This window comes from Luteimonas sp. A649 (assembly GCF_054072735.1).
On the sequence record NZ_JBSVRQ010000002.1, the window covers coordinates 296404 to 314199 of the forward strand.

The 17796-nt window shown below is 61.6% G+C and carries 14 protein-coding genes and 1 tRNA gene; 10 read left to right on the forward strand and 5 right to left on the reverse strand.

The window, feature by feature from the left end; translation table 11 throughout:
- Positions 1-21 precede the first annotated feature (21 nt).
- The 8 genes from rpoD to ACW5E8_RS10915 all read left to right on the forward strand — a co-directional run bounded on the left by rpoD (position 22) and on the right by ACW5E8_RS10915 (position 10329).
- Positions 22-1914 (forward strand): RNA polymerase sigma factor RpoD, encoded by a 1893-nt coding sequence (gene rpoD / locus ACW5E8_RS10880; RefSeq protein ID WP_456965543.1) that lies wholly within the window; start codon positions 22-24, stop codon positions 1912-1914.
- An 85-nt stretch (positions 1915-1999) separates the two neighbouring features.
- Positions 2000-2075: transfer RNA gene (locus tag ACW5E8_RS10885), tRNA-Ile, on the forward strand.
- 179 nt (positions 2076-2254) lie between these two features.
- The gene (locus ACW5E8_RS10890) at positions 2255-3433 is read left to right on the forward strand and encodes a tyrosine-type recombinase/integrase (RefSeq protein WP_456965544.1); all 1179 of its coding nucleotides are present in this window, start codon (positions 2255-2257) and stop codon (positions 3431-3433) included.
- A 420-nt stretch (positions 3434-3853) separates the two neighbouring features.
- The gene (locus tag ACW5E8_RS10895; protein WP_456965545.1) at positions 3854-4951 is read left to right on the forward strand and encodes an ABC-three component system protein; all 1098 of its coding nucleotides are present in this window, start codon (positions 3854-3856) and stop codon (positions 4949-4951) included.
- Positions 4944-5435: an ABC-three component system middle component 2 gene (locus ACW5E8_RS10900; protein WP_456965546.1), complete on the forward strand. Its 492-nt coding sequence runs from the start codon at positions 4944-4946 to the stop codon at positions 5433-5435. The genes ACW5E8_RS10895 and ACW5E8_RS10900 overlap by 8 nt, the downstream gene beginning before the upstream one ends.
- Entirely contained in the window at positions 5432-7258 is a 1827-nt protein-coding gene (locus ACW5E8_RS10905; RefSeq protein ID WP_456965547.1) for a hypothetical protein, read from the forward strand. The genes ACW5E8_RS10900 and ACW5E8_RS10905 overlap by 4 nt, the downstream gene beginning before the upstream one ends.
- A gap of 489 nt (positions 7259-7747) precedes the next feature.
- The gene (locus ACW5E8_RS10910; RefSeq protein ID WP_456965548.1) at positions 7748-8605 is read left to right on the forward strand and encodes a hypothetical protein; all 858 of its coding nucleotides are present in this window, start codon (positions 7748-7750) and stop codon (positions 8603-8605) included.
- A 353-nt stretch (positions 8606-8958) separates the two neighbouring features.
- Positions 8959-10329, forward strand: a complete 1371-nt coding sequence (locus tag ACW5E8_RS10915) for a hypothetical protein (RefSeq protein WP_456965549.1) — start codon at positions 8959-8961, stop codon at positions 10327-10329.
- Positions 10330-10500: 171 nt separating this feature from the next.
- Here the strand turns inward: ACW5E8_RS10915 and ACW5E8_RS10920 are convergent, their stop codons facing one another.
- The 5 genes from ACW5E8_RS10920 to ACW5E8_RS10940 all read right to left on the reverse strand — a co-directional run bounded on the left by ACW5E8_RS10920 (position 10501) and on the right by ACW5E8_RS10940 (position 15116).
- The gene (locus ACW5E8_RS10920; RefSeq protein WP_298577015.1) at positions 10501-11301 is read right to left on the reverse strand and encodes a hypothetical protein; all 801 of its coding nucleotides are present in this window, start codon (positions 11299-11301) and stop codon (positions 10501-10503) included.
- A gap of 351 nt (positions 11302-11652) precedes the next feature.
- Complete coding sequence (locus ACW5E8_RS10925) at positions 11653-12006, reverse strand: hypothetical protein (protein WP_456965550.1); 354 nt, start codon at positions 12004-12006, stop codon at positions 11653-11655.
- Between the two features lie 208 nt (positions 12007-12214).
- Entirely contained in the window at positions 12215-13048 is an 834-nt protein-coding gene (locus tag ACW5E8_RS10930) for a hypothetical protein (protein ID WP_456965551.1), read from the reverse strand.
- A complete protein-coding gene (locus ACW5E8_RS10935; RefSeq protein ID WP_456965552.1) occupies positions 13041-13871 on the reverse strand; it encodes a hypothetical protein in 831 nt (276 codons plus the stop codon). The genes ACW5E8_RS10930 and ACW5E8_RS10935 overlap by 8 nt, the downstream gene beginning before the upstream one ends.
- A gap of 108 nt (positions 13872-13979) precedes the next feature.
- The gene (locus ACW5E8_RS10940; RefSeq protein ID WP_456965553.1) at positions 13980-15116 is read right to left on the reverse strand and encodes a hypothetical protein; all 1137 of its coding nucleotides are present in this window, start codon (positions 15114-15116) and stop codon (positions 13980-13982) included.
- Between the two features lie 466 nt (positions 15117-15582).
- On the opposite strand from ACW5E8_RS10940, the gene ACW5E8_RS10945 reads away from it, so the two are divergent.
- Positions 15583-16854 carry a DUF5623 domain-containing protein gene (locus ACW5E8_RS10945; RefSeq protein WP_099476197.1) on the forward strand — a complete coding sequence of 424 codons (1272 nt, stop codon included), beginning with the start codon at positions 15583-15585 and terminating at the stop codon, positions 16852-16854.
- Between the two features lie 151 nt (positions 16855-17005).
- Entirely contained in the window at positions 17006-17791 is a 786-nt protein-coding gene (locus ACW5E8_RS10950; protein WP_456965554.1) for an AbiJ-NTD4 domain-containing protein, read from the forward strand.
- Positions 17792-17796: the final 5 nt, after the last annotated feature.

Below are 17796 nucleotides of genomic sequence, written 5' to 3' on the forward strand. Positions count from 1 at the left end.
CCTTTCTACGGTGAGCGCCACATGGCGATCGAGCGTCCAGCCCCGCAGTCCGACATCAAGCTCCTGATTTCCAAGGGGCTCGAGCAGGGCTATCTGACCTATGCCGAGGTCAACGATCACCTGCCCGACGATCTCGTCGACGCGGAGCAGATCGAAGACATCATCGGCATGATCAACAGCATGGGTATCCAGGTGCATGAAACCACCCCGGATGCCGAGACCCTGCTGCTGGCCGGCGAATCCAGCGGTGGCCGCGACGTCGACGACACCGCCGCCGAGGAAGCCGCCGCGACGCTGACCGCGCTCGACGGCGAGGGCGGCCGCACCACCGATCCCGTGCGCATGTACATGCGCGAGATGGGCACCGTGGAGCTGCTGACCCGCGAGGGCGAGATCGCGATCGCCAAGCGCATCGAGGAAGGCCTTAACCAGATGGGCGCCGCGCTGGCGACCTTCCCCTGGTCGGTCGAGCTGCTGCTCGAGGATTTCGAGCTGCACAAGGCCGGCAAGAAGCGCCTGGCCGAGATCGTGGTCGGGTTCACCGACGGCCTTGACGATCCCGAGCCACCGGTCGCCCCGCCCGCTCCCGCGCCCGCCGCCGAGCCCGCCAAGGCGGGTGCCGAAGGCGCCGATGAGGAAGCCGACGAAGACGCCGAAGACGACAAGGACGACGCCGCCGCCGAAGAGACCGGCCCCACCGGCCCGGACCCGGCCGAGGTCGCGCGCCGCATGGAGGAAATGGGTGCCGCGTACGCCAAGTTCCAGAAGACCGTGGCCAAGAACGGCCCGAGTGCCAAGCAGGCGCTGAAGCTCCGCGAGGAGATGGCCGCCACCTTCACCAGCTTCAAGCTGCCGCTGCCGCTGACCGACGTGCTGGTGCGCAAGCTGCGCGACGTGGCCGGCCAGATCAAGGACCACGAGCGCCGCATCCTGGACCTCTCCACCCGCGTCGCCAAGATGCCGCGCAAGGACTTCATCCGCGCCTGGGACGGCAACCAGACCAATCTCGAGTGGGTGGAGGACCTGCTCAAGCGCAAGCAGAAGTGGGCCAGCGGCCTGCGCGACGTCAAGGAACAGATCGTCGCCGAGCAGCAGGCCACGCTCGATATCGAGAAGGCCATGATGGTGACGCTCGCCGACCTGCGCGAGATCACCCGCACCATGGCCTACGGCGAAGCCAAGGCGCGCAAGGCCAAGAAGGAAATGGTCGAGGCCAACCTGCGCCTGGTCATCTCCATCGCCAAGAAGTACACCAACCGCGGCCTGCAGTTCCTCGACCTCATCCAGGAAGGCAACATCGGCCTGATGAAGGCGGTCGACAAGTTCGAATACCGCCGCGGCTACAAGTTCTCCACGTATGCGACCTGGTGGATCCGCCAGGCCATCACCCGCTCGATCGCCGACCAGGCGCGCACCATCCGCATCCCGGTGCACATGATCGAGACGATCAACAAGTTGAACCGCATCTCCCGCCAGATGCTCCAGCAGTTCGGCCGCGAGGCCACGCCGGAGGAGCTTGCGAAGGAGATGGACATGCCCGAGGACAAGATCCGCAAGGTCATGAAGATCGCCAAGGAGCCGATCTCCATGGAGACCCCGATCGGCGACGACGAGGACTCCCACCTGGGCGATTTCATCGAGGACACCAACGTGGAGTCCCCGGTGGACGCGACCACCAACACCAACCTCTCCGAGACCGTGCACGACGTGCTTGCCGGCCTCACCCCGCGGGAGGCGAAGGTGCTGCGCATGCGCTTCGGCATCGACATGAACACCGATCACACGCTGGAAGAGGTCGGCAAGCAGTTCGACGTCACCCGCGAGCGCATCCGCCAGATCGAAGCCAAGGCGCTGCGCAAGCTGCGGCACCCGAGCCGCTCCGAGCAGCTGCGGAGCTTCCTCGACATCGAGTGAGCCGGCAGTACAGGCACGTCATGGAGCCCCGCGAAAGCGGGGCTTCGTGTTTTTGGGCGTGGAGTTGCGATAATCCCGCTGCGAGGGGCCTATAGCTCAATGGTCAGAGCAGAGGACTCATAATCCTTTGGTTCCAGGTTCGAGTCCTGGTGGGCCCACCATCTACTGATCCGGCTGAGTCCAGATCAGTCCGAATTTACTGGAAAATCGACCGTATTTCTGGGGTTCTTGTCCCACTCTGTCCGGTCGTGTGCGCCAACATCCAGCTGGAACGTGAGTAAAAGTGCGAGTAAGATGGTCGGAAGGCCTTCGGTTACTCACATATTCGTTACTCACAGCCATGCTGACCGACACCAAGCTGCGCAGCCTCAAGCCCCGGGGCAAGGTCTATCGTCTCGCCGACGCCAATGGGCTGTGCGTCGAGGTGAGGCCTTCTGGAGCCAGGATTTGGCGCTATCGGTACCGGTTCGCCGGCAAGGCGAACATGCTGACCATCGGCGACTACCCGGCCGTTACATTGGCAGAAGCTCGCGCCGAAAGAGAGAAAGCCCGGGCCCAGCTAAAAAAGGGCATGGACCCGGCCTTGGCGGTGAAGATCGAGCGAGCGGCGCAGCAGGAAGAGGCCGGCAATACTTTTGGCGCTCTTGCTGAAGAATTGGTTGCTCAACGGGCCAAGAAGCTCAGTCCGGGGTCCGTCGTTCGGGAACGTCGGATGTTGGAGCGCGATCTCGGAAGCATCGCCAATCTACCCGTCCGGAGCGTGACTGCGCCGATCCTGCTGAAGGCCCTCCGGAAAATCGAGGCCCGTGGAGCAGTTGAGACGGCGCATAGGGCTCGCGCCGCCGCGGGCATGGTCTTTCGCTACGCCATCGCCACCGGCCGGGCCGAGAACAACCCGGCCCTGAGTCTTGCCGGCGCATTGACCCCTACGAAAACCAAGCACTTCTCCAGCCTGACTGAGCCCGCGGAGGTGGCAAAGCTCCTCAAGGCAATCTACGGCTACCAAGGTTCGCCAATCGTGTCCGCCGCGCTCAAGCTCTCGGCGCTCCTGTTCGTCAGGCCAGGCGAGCTCCGTGCGGCGCGCTGGGAGGATATCGACCTGGATGCTGCTGAGTGGCGTTACATCACCAGTAAGACCCAGACCCAGCACATCGTTCCCTTGGCTGGGCAGGTAGTCGAACTCCTGGAAGATGTCCGACCCTATGCAAGGAAAAGCCAGTACGTCTTTCCGAGCGTGCGGAGCGTCCAGAAGCCGATCAGTGAGAACACGATCAACGCCGCTCTACGGAACCTCGGGTTCGACGGCACGATGATGACTGCCCATGGTTTTCGGGCCATGGCGCGAACATTGCTGGACGAGATGCTTGGGTTCAGGCCGGATTTCATCGAGCATCAACTCGCCCATGCGGTGCGGGATCCGCTGGGGCGGGCGTACAACAGGACTACGCACCTGGAAGAGCGCAAGAAGATGATGCAGGCGTGGGCCAACTACCTGGACGAGTTAAGGCGTAGCGCATAGCGTGACCCACGGATGAGTTCGTGCATGGTCGATCAATCGAGCTCAGTGAGCGCGGAGCCTGTTCGGTGCTAGGCGGCCGCTTCCGACCCATGGCGGACATCAGCGGATCAACTTCCACGAATCGGTTAACCAGCGATGGAGCACTCCAGGTGGGCCGGCATGTTGATGCGTCTTGAACGCGCGCATGAATCAGAATAAAAGGGAGTGCAGCATCTACTTGAAGATGCAATGGGTGCCTACCCGGCCTTAAGAGTCGCGCTGGACAACGTCTGGTCCAAGGCACGATTTCCGTGCTTGCCTAGATGTATGGCATTCGAGCCACGGGTTGGGTATCGTCCCGGATGCTGCTGGGGCATGGGGAAACTGGGTTTTCCGCCTAGGTTGATGTTGCTCCGATCCAATCACGAGCAGGGGGCTCATGTGATTGCCGAATCCGATCTAGAGGAAATCCACCCGAAGGCACCGACTGGCGTGTCGTCCCAGTCGCAGGTCCAGAACGGAATTCCGATTCCCAAGGCCGGTCGAATCAAGCTCTTCAGTCCCGATGACTGGGAGGAGTTCATCGAGGAATGGGCAAGCTCGCTTGCCACGGTCTACGTGAAGGTTCGGCGGTTTGGTGGGGCTGGCGACCTTGGCGTGGATATCGCGGGATTCTGCTCCGACCAAGGGTTTCTTGGCGCCTGGGACAACTTTCAGTGCAAGAGATATGACCATCCGCTGCGCCCCGCGGACATCTGGGTGGAAATCGGGAAAATCATCTACTACTCGCACCTTGGCGAGTACAGCCCGCCGAGGAAGCACTACTTCGTATGCTCGCAAGGCATCGGAACCAGCCTAGAGAAGCTGTTGAATACGCCTGGCACGCTGAAAGCGAAGGCAGCAGAGAATTGGGGCAAGCATTGCCGCGATGGCATTACATCCCGCGCGTCGATCGCACTGGATGGCGTGTTGAAGGACTACTTTGAAGCCTTCGACTTTTCGATCTTCTCCTCAAGATCGGTCGTCGAAATCATCGAAGAGCACAGTAAGACAAGATTCCATGCGATTCGTTTCGGCGGTGGACTTCCAGTTCGACCGAATCCCGATCTTCCGCCCGACACACCCCAGGAAGATGAAAGCCGTTACATCCGGCAGATCCTCGATGCCTATGGGGACCACCTTGGGGCCAGCTTGTCTGGCGCGGCAGCGCTCGTTCACCACGGTGCTCTCAAGCGGGACTATCTCCGGCAGCGCGAACGTTTCTATCACGCAGAATCATTGAAGAACTTTGCAAGGGATACGGTGCCGGACGGCACCTTCGACGCGTTGCAGGACGAGATCTATCACGGCGTGGTCGATGTCTGTGAAAACAACCACACCAACGGATTCGAGCGGATGAAAGCAACCATTTCGCAGGCGGCCGCGGTAGCCGCGAGTTCGAATCCGCTGGTGTCTTCAATGAAGGTCCAGGACAGGCAGGGAATCTGCCACCAGCTGGCAAACGACGACCGCTTGAGATGGATTCCAGGCGATGACTAGATCAACGCTTCCGAATCCCTTCAACAGCCCCCTGGAGACGGGCGTGCGCTCGCTTACGATTCTGGTTGCGGCGTTCCCTGCGGCGTTCGATCTGCAGCGACTGGTGGAGATGGACTATCTCGTGGTCCATTCTGGAGATGCCGATGGCCCTGAGAGCCTTCATGCGCCTCTTCCGTTGCGTGCGGGGGAGCTGCTTGTAAGGCGAGGCCTGATCGAAAAGGGACTGGTCCTAATGAGGAGTCGAAATCTTGTGAGGCGCATGCCGTCCGAGGATGGATTCCGTTATATCGCCGAGGAGGCGGCTGCACCTTTCATCTCGTCACTGACCTCCGAGTACTCCCGCCATCTGAGGGCGCGTTCCGAATGGGCGGTCGGCCGCTTTCAGCAAACTCCGACGGACGAGGTCCGCCGTATCACGCATCGCCTGTTTGAACGATGGGGGAGCGAGTTCCAGCTTGTGCAAACGAGCGGAGCAGGGCAATGAGCGACGGTTACCTCCAGCTTCGCAGGATCGCATTCAGTGGACCGAAAGGGGACTCCAGCCTCGAGTTCAGCTCGGGCGTGAACGTGGTTTGTGGCGCATCCGACACCGGCAAGTCGTTCCTCGCGGAGTCCATTGACTACATGCTTGGTGGTTCCGAACTCCGGGAAATACCGGAACGGGCGAAGTATGCGGAAGTCGAGCTAGACCTGGGCATCAGCGACGGCGAAAGTTGCCGCCTCCGCAGGGCCACGTCCGGGGGCAACTTCACCCTGATCAACCTCGACGCACCCGGATCTACCGGGATCGTCCTCAAGCAGGCGCATGCGCACGGCAAGACCGACAACCTATCCGGCTTCCTGCTCGAGAAGATCGGCCTGTTGGAAAGGCGAATTCTGAAGAGCGGAACCAAGGCCACGACTCGAAGCCTCAGTTTTCGCGACCTCGCGCGGCTCGTCATCGTCCAGGAGGGGGAGATTCAGCATCGGGGGTCTCCGTTCTGGAGTGGCCAGTACACCACCAAGACATCCGAACTGGCGACGGTCAAGCTGTTGCTGACCGGGATCGACGATTCGGCTGTCGTCGCCCTTGGCGACGCTGGGCCGGATAACACACGCCAGATCGCACTCATCGACGAACTGCTTGCCGATCTAGCAAGCGAGATCGAAGACACGGGCGCGGATCGCGAGGATCTTGTTGGCCAACTCGGTCGGCTGGAAACCTCGGTTGCTAGTCGGCGTGAGTCTCTGAACATCGCGCAACGTCAGCTTGACGAACTGCTGACGCGACGGCGCGAGGCGTTCGAGGAACGAAACGGCATGCAGAATCGCCAGGGCGAGCTCGGCGACCTTCTTGCACGATTCACACTGCTCCATGAGCACTACATCGTGGATACCGACCGGCTCAATGCCATTCGCGAGAGCGGTTCGCTGTTCGTCCACGTCGACGTGAAGCCGTGCCCGGTATGCGGTGCGAGGCCGGAGGACCAGCATCTCGAGTCTGCATGCGATGGCGACGTCGACGCTGTCGTTCTTGCGGCCAACTCCGAGATTCAGAAGATCACAAGGCTTCTCGCGGAACTCGAGGGAACGGTCTCGGACCTTTCAGCCGAGAAAGAAGAACTAAGCAAATCGATTGCCGAACAGGATGCCCGGTTCAGCGAGCTGGACAAGGCGATCCAAGAGACCGTTGCGCCGGACGTGAAAGGCTACCAAGCCTCGTTCTCGGAGCTCGTCGAGGAGCGGGCGAGCGTCCAGAAGCTCGTCGACCTGTTCGCGCGTCGCGAGAAGCTGGAGGGACGCAGGCTTTCGTTGCAGGATGATGGCGAGAGTGCGGATGGCGAAGAGCCGGTCAAGGCCGGGATTCCGGACTCGGCAGCGCATGCATTGTCCACGAAATTGTCAGCCATCCTCAAGGCGTGGAATTTTCCTGGCGAATGCTTGGTTCACTTCGACAAGCAATCCACGGATTTCATCATCGACGGGAAGCACCGGGCGAGCCGAGGCAAGGGATTGCGCGCCATCACGCATGCCGCCGTGAACATCGCGTTGCTCGAGTATTGCCAAGAGAAGGGCTTGTCGCATCCCGGCTTCGTGGTTCTCGACTCTCCGTTGCTCGCATACTTCAAGCCAGAGGGTCCCGAGGACCTTGCTCTCAAGGGGACTGACCTGAAAGAACGGTTCTACGAGTATCTCGTTACTCACCATGGGGCGGACAGTCAGGTGCTCATCATCGAGAACCAGCATCCTCCGGAGCGGCTGGAGAATCGGCTCGTCATGAACGTGTTCACCGGGAACCCTGGTGAAGGCCGTTTCGGTCTGCTGTGACGATAAGAAGCGGGGGTCGGCGCCTGACGGATCAATCCTCGTTCCACACTAGGACTACATCCAAGGATCAGTCGTTAGATCCACATCGATATCCGCATAGACCCTGTTTCGATTCTCCCTGAACCTCCCTACCTCCAGCGCATGCTCGAAATGCTTGGCCACCACCAGATGGTGCCCGCGATGGGCGTTCGCTCCAAGCTCAAAGCGGACGGGACCCCGTCCCTAGAGGCCGATTGGTGGAGCTGCCTTGAAACGGGGATGACTATCCGAACTGGCGCGACGATGAGGAGAGTGCCCTACGGGAAGATGGTGAGATGGGCGCGCCGATTCGCTTGGTCAGCAGAACGACGCTAGCGCCATAGATACAATCTTTGGAGCGCAAAGGAACTGCGCGAATGCGGCTAACATCGACGTATAGTTCGTCCGTCCGGCGACGCGCAATTGTCAGCTCTTGCGGTCGCCCGAGATCCCTCCGACACGAGAGTAGAGATGCTCCTCAACTTTCCGCCTCCAGCGAACTGGCAGGATTTTCAGCTGCTCACTGCTCGCCTTGTCGAGCTCAAGTGCGCCGAAGGGACAGTGCGCGAATACGGCCGCCAGGGACAGCGGCAAGATGGGGTCGACGTCTACGGCGAAATGTACAATGGCGAGCATCTTGGTGTGCAGTGCAAGGAGATGCAGCCTGGACGGAAGCTCACCCAAAGGCTGATCCAGACAGAGGCCGATAAAGCCCGAGACTTCAAGCCAGCGCTCAACACATTCGTGCTGGCCACCACGCTGCCGGAAGACACCGCGATGCACCAGGCGGTGACGACCCTGAACCAGTCCGGCGCCTATCCATTCCGGATTACGTACTGGAGTTGGAAACACTTTAACGACGTGCTCAATCGATCCAACCAGGTCGTCCAGGACAGCTACAAAATCTACGCGCAGAGCTTTGGCTTTGACCAAGAGCTCGCGGATCTGGAAGCCATCAGAACAGGCTTTGATCGCCCGGCCTTTATTGATGATTTCAGATATGAGATGCGCTACGTCGATTTCGTACACGCACTTGGCGACACCGCTCTTTTTCTCGAAACTGGGCTGCTACGTGATCGGCAGACCAACAGCCTGATCAGCGCCACATATGCGCGCGGCATGCTGCCTGCTGGGTCTTCAAAGACACTGCGCACGGAACTCAAGAGAGAAGTTACTGCACTGCGCATACATGCCGCCCAAGACCTTAAAGACGGGCGGCTCGATGCGAGTTCGGCGATCGTGTACAACGCGCGACGGCGTGCGGTACTTGAGACTCTGAATAGAGGGCTGCAGCGGCACAACATGCCCCCGATTGCTGCCAGCTACTGACGCCTCCGGTGTATCGAACCCTTCCAGAGATCGGGTTGCGAGCTTCTTGCAGGGTGGTCGGCCACGATGCTTCTTGATAGTCGGATCGCGCGAACCGATACGCACTGACCGCTGCTGGCCGAAAGCGGACATGGTCGCTTTCGGCCAGAAGCGGACGTTGACGCCTAGGGCACGGCTAGCTCGAACGTTCAGCACGTAAGGCTACGGCTGAAAAGGGATGGATTCGATCCACTGAGGTTCCGCGGCTGCTGCTGGACCCAAGTAGTACCTCTCAGAATCGATGACCTATTGCGTCTCCTAGACCGATCCGAACCATAATTAGCGGTAGCTCCTTCCTCTCGAGTCGTTTACCCATGCATCCGATGAGCCGCGCACGCTTCGAGGCCCTGGCTGCCTACTGCCGCGTCGGGCCGGCGATGAACCTGGTCGACGAGCACGCCTGGTACGAATCGGACGATGGTCGGCTGCTCGGCGTCGTGCTGCGTGAGCTCGTCGACGGCGAGTACCAAGCCATCTTTCTCGCACGCGATCTGGTCGAGCGCTTTCGCTGGATTTACGGCACGAAGTTCTTCGACACCCCGGAGGCCGCTGCAGCCGCGATGACCGAGAAGGCGCCTGGGCTGCTGGCTGGGCTGGACGAGGCGCGGGGGCAGGGCGACGAGCCGCGCCACGCGGTGGACTTCTTCGCCCCGCGCGTGCCCGAGGCGCGCACCGATCCGAGCTTCGTGAATTTGCGCGACCTCGAAGGCTACAGCCCGGCACGCGAGCTCATCAGCGCGATGATGCGCTGGCACGAGGACATCGACGGCAACTACGTTGAGCAGTTTCAGTCCGCTGCCTTCGATGCCCGGCTAATGGAACTGTACGTGTTCGCGCTATTGGTCGAGAACGGCTTCGTCGTTCGCCACGAGGGTGCCGCGCCGGATTACCTTGCCGACGATGGCAACGGCGAACTTGCAATCGAGGTGACCACAGTCAACCCCACACTGGATGCGCAGGGCCAACGCGTGCCGCCTCCGCCGGTCGACACCGAGGAGGAGATCGCGGCGTACCTGAAGCAGTGGATGCCGATCAAGTTCGGCGGTCCGCTAACGGCGAAACTGAGTAAGCGTTATTGGACCTTGCCGCACGTCGCGGGTAAGCCCCTAGTTTTCGCGATCCAGGACTTCCACGCGCCACAGTCGATGATCCGGGCCCGCGCGGGCTTGGGCATCTACCTCTATGGCTACGAACACGCCTGGCAGTACGACGCCGAAGGTCGCCTGATTATTGAGCCGCAACGCGTCACCGACCATCGGTGGGGAGAGAAGGTCATTCCGACCGGCTTCTTCGACCAGCCCGAGGCCGAGAATGTTAGCGCCGTGCTGTTCAACAACAGCGCGACCTTGTCCAAGTTCAACCGCATGGGTTACGTCGCTGGCTTCGGATCGCGGCACGTGCAAATGATCCGAAACGGCTTCGCCTTGAACCCGGACCCCAATGCTGCCGCGCCAACGCCTTTCGTGCATAACGTTGACGAGGAGTATTGGGAAACGTGGTCGGAGGGTTTGGATATCTTCCACAACCCGCGCGCACTGCATCCGCTCGATCCCCGCCACTTCCCCTCGGCGGTACACCACACTCTGCAGGCCGACGGGCAGGTCAGCACGCTGCGGCTGACCGACGAGTTCCACCCGCTAGCATCGATCACCCACATTCTGGTCCCCGACCACGCGGCGCACTGAGGGCCTCAGTTTCTCCTACTACAAAGCACCTGGCTTCGCTGATTCCGAATCCAAAAGCGGAGTTGCCTCTGTGCGCGTGCTGCGGAGGGCACCCCTGCACCTTGCACCCTGCTTGTCACGCGCAGAGGGTTGACCTAAGCCGAATGTAGGAAGCGGACGATCGATGGCGTGCTAGAACCGTCGAGGCAAGTCGATAATAGCCTCGTGCATCTCAGAATTGGCGCGTACCCAAGCATGATCTGGCGGAAGTGCGGCGATCGCATCAATCGCACGCACGTACTTCTGCCGCAGCCATTCGTACTTGAGCCGAACATCTGGCGCTTTAGCCGCGATGCCCTTCTTCAGGATTTTCGCAACGGAGCCGAGGTAGCTGCCATACATGTCGTTATCGCCGCCAATCACTTCGATTACGGCTTTCCAAGAGACGTACTCGAGATAGCGGCAGCCGTCAGTATCTGTTGACAGGTAGCCCTCGACATACGCGCACTCGTCCTCGCCATCGTGATGCTCGGCTGGAGCAGCGTGTGCAACATCGAGCACGCTGTTGCTGACGAGCACGCGCGGGTAGATGGCGCACTTGCTTTCTAGCTCATAGGCTTCGACCATCGCCGCCCCAAGGAGATACCGATCGGTATGGATCAAGTTCCCGACGGTGACCGCGCCTCGAACGAGGAATCCGAGTTCTACCAGTCTGGTGAGTGCAAATCCGAGTTCGCTGATGAGGTCGAACACCGCAGATCGCTCATCGCACCGGTAGGAAACCACCACGCAATCAGAAAACTGTGTGACCTGCTGGGTCTTGAAGAACTCCTGCTGCCGGCCAATCGAGCGCAATGTTTCGATTGCTTCGATGACGCGAGAAAGCATCTGGGGATCACTTTCAGTGGCGCGCGTTATTTCCTTGAACCCTAAAAAATCTAGAAAGAGAACTATGCGCCGCTCGGATGGTGCTTCAAATTCACTTTTTGACATGCGGCCCTCCTCGGGCTCGATAAGAATGCATTTAGCCACACTGGCTTGAGCGCAGTTGGAAACGTCCGCTTCTCAGCCAGACGCGGAAACTGAATGAGCTCCGGCAGTATCGCTTGGCGAGCACTCGGGAATCAGTAACAGGTGGACTCCGCCTCCCGCATCGCGAGTTCATTGTCTCCGACCCATTGCAGGCGCAGTCCTCAAATGCTCAATGAAGGAAAGTTGCGGCTTAAATCCATGTCGGCATACCCGATTGAAGCGAAGCCCCCGAATTCCCGATCGAAGTCATTCTGGGCGGCACGATCTATGGCCGCTGCGCACAGCGGCGGTCGTTAAGGACCAAACGCCTTGCTAACTCATCAGTGCTGCGCGCAACCGGTCTTGGATGGTGAGCGCGTCCGGGCGGCCCGCGGACGCCAAGGCCGCAGCAATGTCGAGCAGCGCGGTGCGTGCGTCCACGCGTTTTCGCATGGCAGCCACATCGTTCTGCAAGATCGTGAGTATCAGGTCGACGAGCGCGTCGCCGCTGCCGTTGCGATGAAATCCAATGGCGGCATTTGGTGCTTCAAGTGCGGCTTTGATCCACAGCAGGCCGTCAGATCGGAGCGGGGCACCGAAGGGCGACGCCAAAAAGTGGCACAAGCCCGCCAGATTATCTGCGCGCTTGAGGTGGGCCTTCGCCCAGGTCGCGAGCTTGCCCCGCATCCGTAGCGCCGCTCCCGCCGGGACGCTGCGACCTGCGCCTGAAGCGTCAAACCTCGACCGCAAATGGCCGGCACCGGTTCGCCCACCAGCATCTTCATCAGCAGCCAGGCGCCAACGCGATCTTCGAAGTCGAACCCCGCTCCGCTCGTGATGCGGAGCGGGGGAGCGGAACGATCCGGATCAGGCTCGCTGGACATATGCATTCATTCTAGGGTCGCCAGGGTGTCCAACGTAGTTCGTCGGGCCGGATCGGGCGGCCTGCCAGCCCGTCGGTTTCGGCGAAGGCCGCAATAGCGGAGGCCGGGACATCGGAGCAGATGTCCACGCAGTCGAGGCCCGAGGCCATGCGATAGCGGGTGCGGTCCAAGCGCGCAGAAATGAGGCTGGTGGTGAGCGCGTGCTGCGCGATCAACCGCTGGATGTTGCCCGAACACCGCCGCCAGGGAATGTCCAGCGCGAACAAGTAGCCGGTCGTGGGGGCCACGGCGACGTCGGCGTCCAGATGCCTGGCCACCGCCCGCAACCATTCGCCGCCCGCCGCCGAAAAGGCCGGGATTGCCCCCACGGGATCGTCATCATCGTGCACGTCCAGCGCAATACTTAGAGCCGAGAAGGTGTACACCGCCCCCGCCCGCACGTCCGGGCGAGCCTGGGCGATCGCGCGCTCGAGCGCCTGCGCTTGGACGACACCTCCGAAGCGCGCCCGCGCCGCCTGCACCAGGGAGGCTTCATCCCACGCGACGAAGCCGCGTGCGGCGACGTCCTCCAGAGACTTCAAGCGCGTGCCGTGGAATACGCGAATGCCGGCGAAGTGAACCCGCAGCGCTGCACTGATACTCTCAACGAGGTCGCACGCGCGGCCTGTAGCGCGAAAGGTTTCCCGGTGGAGCCACTCGATCCAGCCTGGCTCGACCTCATCAGAGAAGCGCGCCAGAACCTCCGCCGGCACGTGGGTTTCGACCACGTGGTACAGCATCGGCGACCACGCTCGCCACGCGTCGCGATCGAAGAAGGGCAAAGGATCAGGGCGGACTTCAGCCAAGGCGATAGTCCACCGGCCATTTTAGATGGCCGGTGAGTTCTTCGAAGCGCGGATCTTCGAACGCGATCACGTCAATCACTTCGGACGGGTCCAAGTCGCGCGGCACCTTCCAATCGAACGACGGCGACGGCTCGGGGTGCGCGATCTGCGCACGTACCGCATTGGACAGCAACTCGGCGGCACGGCATCCGTACAAGTCGTCGACAGGTAGGGGAACGGCACATTTGACGATCGCCGGCTGACCCAGTCCCCCGAACACGTCGGTGACGGCCGCGTCGTCTCCGAAGCCGGCGTACAGCACTTCGCCGCCCCAGGAGCGAAAGAGCCTGTAGACGGCCGAGGCGTAGCGCAGGCTCGACCGGTTCGGGCACAGCCACACCTTGCCAGTTCGGTGGCCATGGCGATTGGCGAGGTGCGCCTGAACCATGGGGCTGTCCACAAAAAACCGGTACTGCGCCGGCGTCATGAGCCCGGCCTGCACCACCGCTTCCAGTCGCGCCTGCACCAAGCCCGGCGACAAGGCACGCAAGCCGTCGGTGCGAATTTGAAGCGCTTCAGGCGGTGTGAGGCGCGTGCAGTGGTAGCCCACCAGCCGATGGCCACGCAGCAGCGTCTCGATGCGCTCGACCAGGGCGTCGTATGCCGGTCGGTACGCGTTAGCGGGCGGGCCGATGCGCACTCGGACATCGGTGCTGCCGAGACGATCGATGCGCTGACGTTCGTGGTGGTAGGCCACCGCAGCGTCGCGCCCATCCTCGACCACACGACGCACGTCTTCCGGCCACGATTCCGGCAATTCGAGTTCGAAGTCTTTGCGGTCCAACGCCCCCATGCCCTCGCCGAAAAACGCATTACCAGATTATCTCCGGAATCCCCTTCGAAGGTGCGCGCTACGACGCGGTTGATCCTTGCGCGCTTTGCGCAGACACACCTACGGGTCAGCGGCCTGCGGTGGCAGCGGCTGCGCTACATAGACGGCCGACGAGGACCACCAGGCCCGTACGATGTCGCCGCTGTCGGGATGACGAAACCACGCCTGTCCGACGCGTCGACTCATGTCGTGTCCGCCACGCAGCGGTAATTGGTCGCCGACGCGATACTCGATGCCAGCGCAGGCGGGCGTCACGCGCCCCGGTTCGGCGGGATAGCCACCATGGCCAAAATCCATTCGAATGCCCTGAATTCCGCCGATCGGCACCCGGCATTGTTCGTCCGAGAACAAGGCAATGCCGGCTTGCCCCACTACGACAAACCGATCCAGAAATGCCGTATGGGTCAGCTGCACGAGCTGCTTGGCGTCGTCGAGCAAGGCCCGGCAGGACGCCTCGACCAGCGTTGCGAACTCCACGCAAAGGCCTTCCAGCGTCTGCAGGTCTTCGTGTTTGACCTGGGGCCGGGGAAAACTTCCGGGACGTTTGGGATCGGGATCCAAGATGACTTCAGCCATCGGTGCGAAATCGAATCGCCGGGGATGGTCATCGGATAAACCGAGCCGTGCATAGAAGCCGGGAGGAGGATCCATGCGCGATTGTCCGCCGCGGTAGATGGACGAGCGATGCTTGGAGACATCGTGCTGGCGCTGGACTTCCTCGATCACGTCGCGATGTTGGTGCCACACCGAACTCACGCGCGAAAAGTACAACGAAAACGCCGGGTGCGCCGATCGGTTGGAACTACCAAGCACCAACCATGGTGCGATCGATCGAAGGCCCTTTTCCGTGGTGATGTCCTGGAAGTCGTTCGGGCGGGCCCCGAATCCCAAGGCGTTCATCGCATACAAGAAGCATTCGAGCGCCGAGTCCAGGCCGAAGAAAATCGACGCCAAGTGGTATTCCGGTTCTAGGTGCCAGCGACAACGCAATTGCCAGGCGTGCAATTCCGCATAGTGTCGTTCCACCGCGTACAGGCGCACGTGGAAGCCTTGGCAGCCACCCCGAAAGGCGCCAAACCAGGCGCCGTGGCCGCCCAGGTTGTAGGACTGAGAGGCCAACAAGGCGAGCTCATCCACAGCACCCATTACCCGGGTGTCGAAGTGGATTTCATAGGGATGTTTAGCTGACTTGTTCATGCCGGAATTTATGGTGGTTGGCCAGTATTCGTGCGAGATCGGCCGAAGGTCGTGTACGTAATCGATATCTAACGTCCACAGAATGTGTGGCTGTTATTGGCCTCAACCGCCGTGGAGATCAGTAGATAGTTGCCGTCCTCAGTGAACTGAAGGTTTCCCCGCTGGACATCCCACGTGCATGGCAGTGAAGCCTACCGCTAGACGTCCGCTTCGGGTCGAAAGCGGACATCAGTAGCGCCTTTCTCCCGGGTAAGCATCATGGACGCCATTCCTACATAGACGTTGGGACGCTGGCGGCGTGGCCGCGACGGTGCTATCTTTTGGCTTGGCGCCTGGCAGGCGCCTGACACCCGTCTGAGCGAAGCTGGAAACGGCACTGCCTGTAAACGATGACCGATCATGGCCTTGTTCGGTCCTCAGCGGTGGTTACGGGTGACGCTGCGCTTACGGACCGTGGAGCAAAGTCATGCATAGCGTCGCCGTGCCTCCGTCCTCCGTGGACGGCATCAAGCGTCTCGCCAAAACACTCAAGCGCGAGCGCTTCATTCCCCACCACCAAGCCCTTGAAGAAGCTGCGCGCATTGCCGGCTTCGAGAACCTGCGTCATGCGCAGCGCCAACTTGAACGTGGAGTTCGTCCAACCCTGCACCCCGTTTTTCTCACTGCCTACTGGCGTGAGAAGGGCCGCGGAGGGCGGGAAACCCTGCGGATCGAGCTGGCAAAGCCCTTGCTCCAGATCGTCCGCCGGAACCAGCTAAACGCCGTGCGCCAACTTGCTGGCTTCCGGCTCGACGCAGATGACCATCTCGAGCGGGAGCTCGACGTTGAGCGTCAGGACGCAGCCCAGCTCTATCTGCATGCCGCCGCCGATGCCTTGCGGTTCATGGTCGCCACGGGGCTCGTTCCCGTGACCACCCAGGCCATGCATCGCAAGTTGCGTTTCTTGCAGGAGATGCCGGGCCGCGACCATCCGAGCGAGTGGCTCGACCCGGCAAGCGGGTCGTGGCTCTACATGGACGAGCCCTACGATCACCACGGCCCGGAACTGCTGGATCGCCGGCGGTTCTGGCTGCGCGATTCGAACGTGTCCGTAGTCGCGCCGGAGTGGAAAGGCCTCTACGTCCCCGGGCGCTCGGTCCCGTATTTCGTCTCCGCCGATGCAGCGCTCCTGGCGCACCTCTCGCGCCAAGTAGCTACCTTGTCGGGAGAAGCACCGCCACAACCCTGGACCGGCGAGTCGGACCGTTACGGCACGGCTTTCCTGAGCCCGGCGCGGGAGGCCGCGGGCCTCAAGCCGCGGCGGCGTCCGATGCCCGCGTGGCGGGGTGAGGTACGTCGTGGTGCCACGCCCTACAGCAGGCCCATTGGCGGCGCCGCCTCGCGGTGGCGCCCGGCGGTCGCGATGCCCATCGAAATGCACCTGAAGGTGGGGCCGTTGCTACACGGTCTGTGTAATTCGAGGCTGCCCAAGCGCGTGCATGACGCGCTCGGTGTCGTACGGTCCGAGCTGGACAGCTGGGTGATGGCGGAGTATCCGGGCGATGCCATGAGCCAGGAGCAGTTCCTGGCCATGTACTACGGCGAGTATGTCGGTCCTATCGAAGGTGCCGCCGCGCAACTCCGGACCATCTGCGAGGTGTACGCCCTGCTCAGGCAAGGATATGCGGATTGCCCACCCCTGAACTCGCTGCTCAAGCACTTGGAGAAGGCCAGGATCGGGCTCGAGAAGTCGGGCTGAGCGGACCAGCACCCACACGCCCCATGGCTTCCCCTGCCGCCGCGAGGCAGGGGAAGCTCTACCAGGCCGTTTGCCGATGGTCGCCGCTAGTCCGACGCAGACCCGTTCCACCGTGCCAGGCAAGCAATCTGAAAGACGAGAGCCCCGCAGTATGACGACATTCTCGACCAGGCATGGCCTCTCCCGACCCGACGCGGAGATCACCATCCGACAGGACGCCCCCAGCGAAGTGCGGGACGCGCTTGCCACCATCGCCTATCAATGCGGATTCAGGCCAAGCGCTTTGCGCGAAGTATTGTGCCAAATCCTGTACCGCGCGCCCGACAGGGGAAACTGGTCGGAGTTCCCGAACATCGACGAAGAGGTTCGAGGCCTGCTGGCGGATTGCGAGTGGTTTGAGGTCTACGACTTCGTTGAAGCGATCGCTTCCCGCCTTGCAGGGACATCGGCGTCGTTCGGCGAAGAGGTCAACCGCTACTTCCGGGTGGCAGGGGTCGGGTGGCAGCTCGTCCATGGCCGGCTCGAGATGCGCGGTGCCGGGGTGTTCGAGCAGGCGATTCGCCAGGGACAGCAAGAGTTGCATCGCCAAGGCAAGCTCACGGCGGCCGGCGAACTGCACGAGGCCATCCAGGATCTTTCCCGACGTCCGGTTCCCGAGATTACGGGTGCGATACAGCACGCAATGGCCGCGCTCGAGTGTGTGGCGCGCGACGCCTGTGCAAGCAAAGACACCTTGGGGGACCTGATTCGGCGGAATCCGGATATCTTCCCCAAGCCGGTCGACCAGATCGTCGACAAGGCTTGGGGCTATACGTCCAACTTCGGTCGTCACCTGCAAGAGGGAAAACCGCCGGAGTTCGAAGAGGCCGAGTTGATGGTGGGCATCAGCGGCGTGCTATGCCGCTATCTCGCCAGGCGCACAGCCGGCCGCGGCTAGGATGG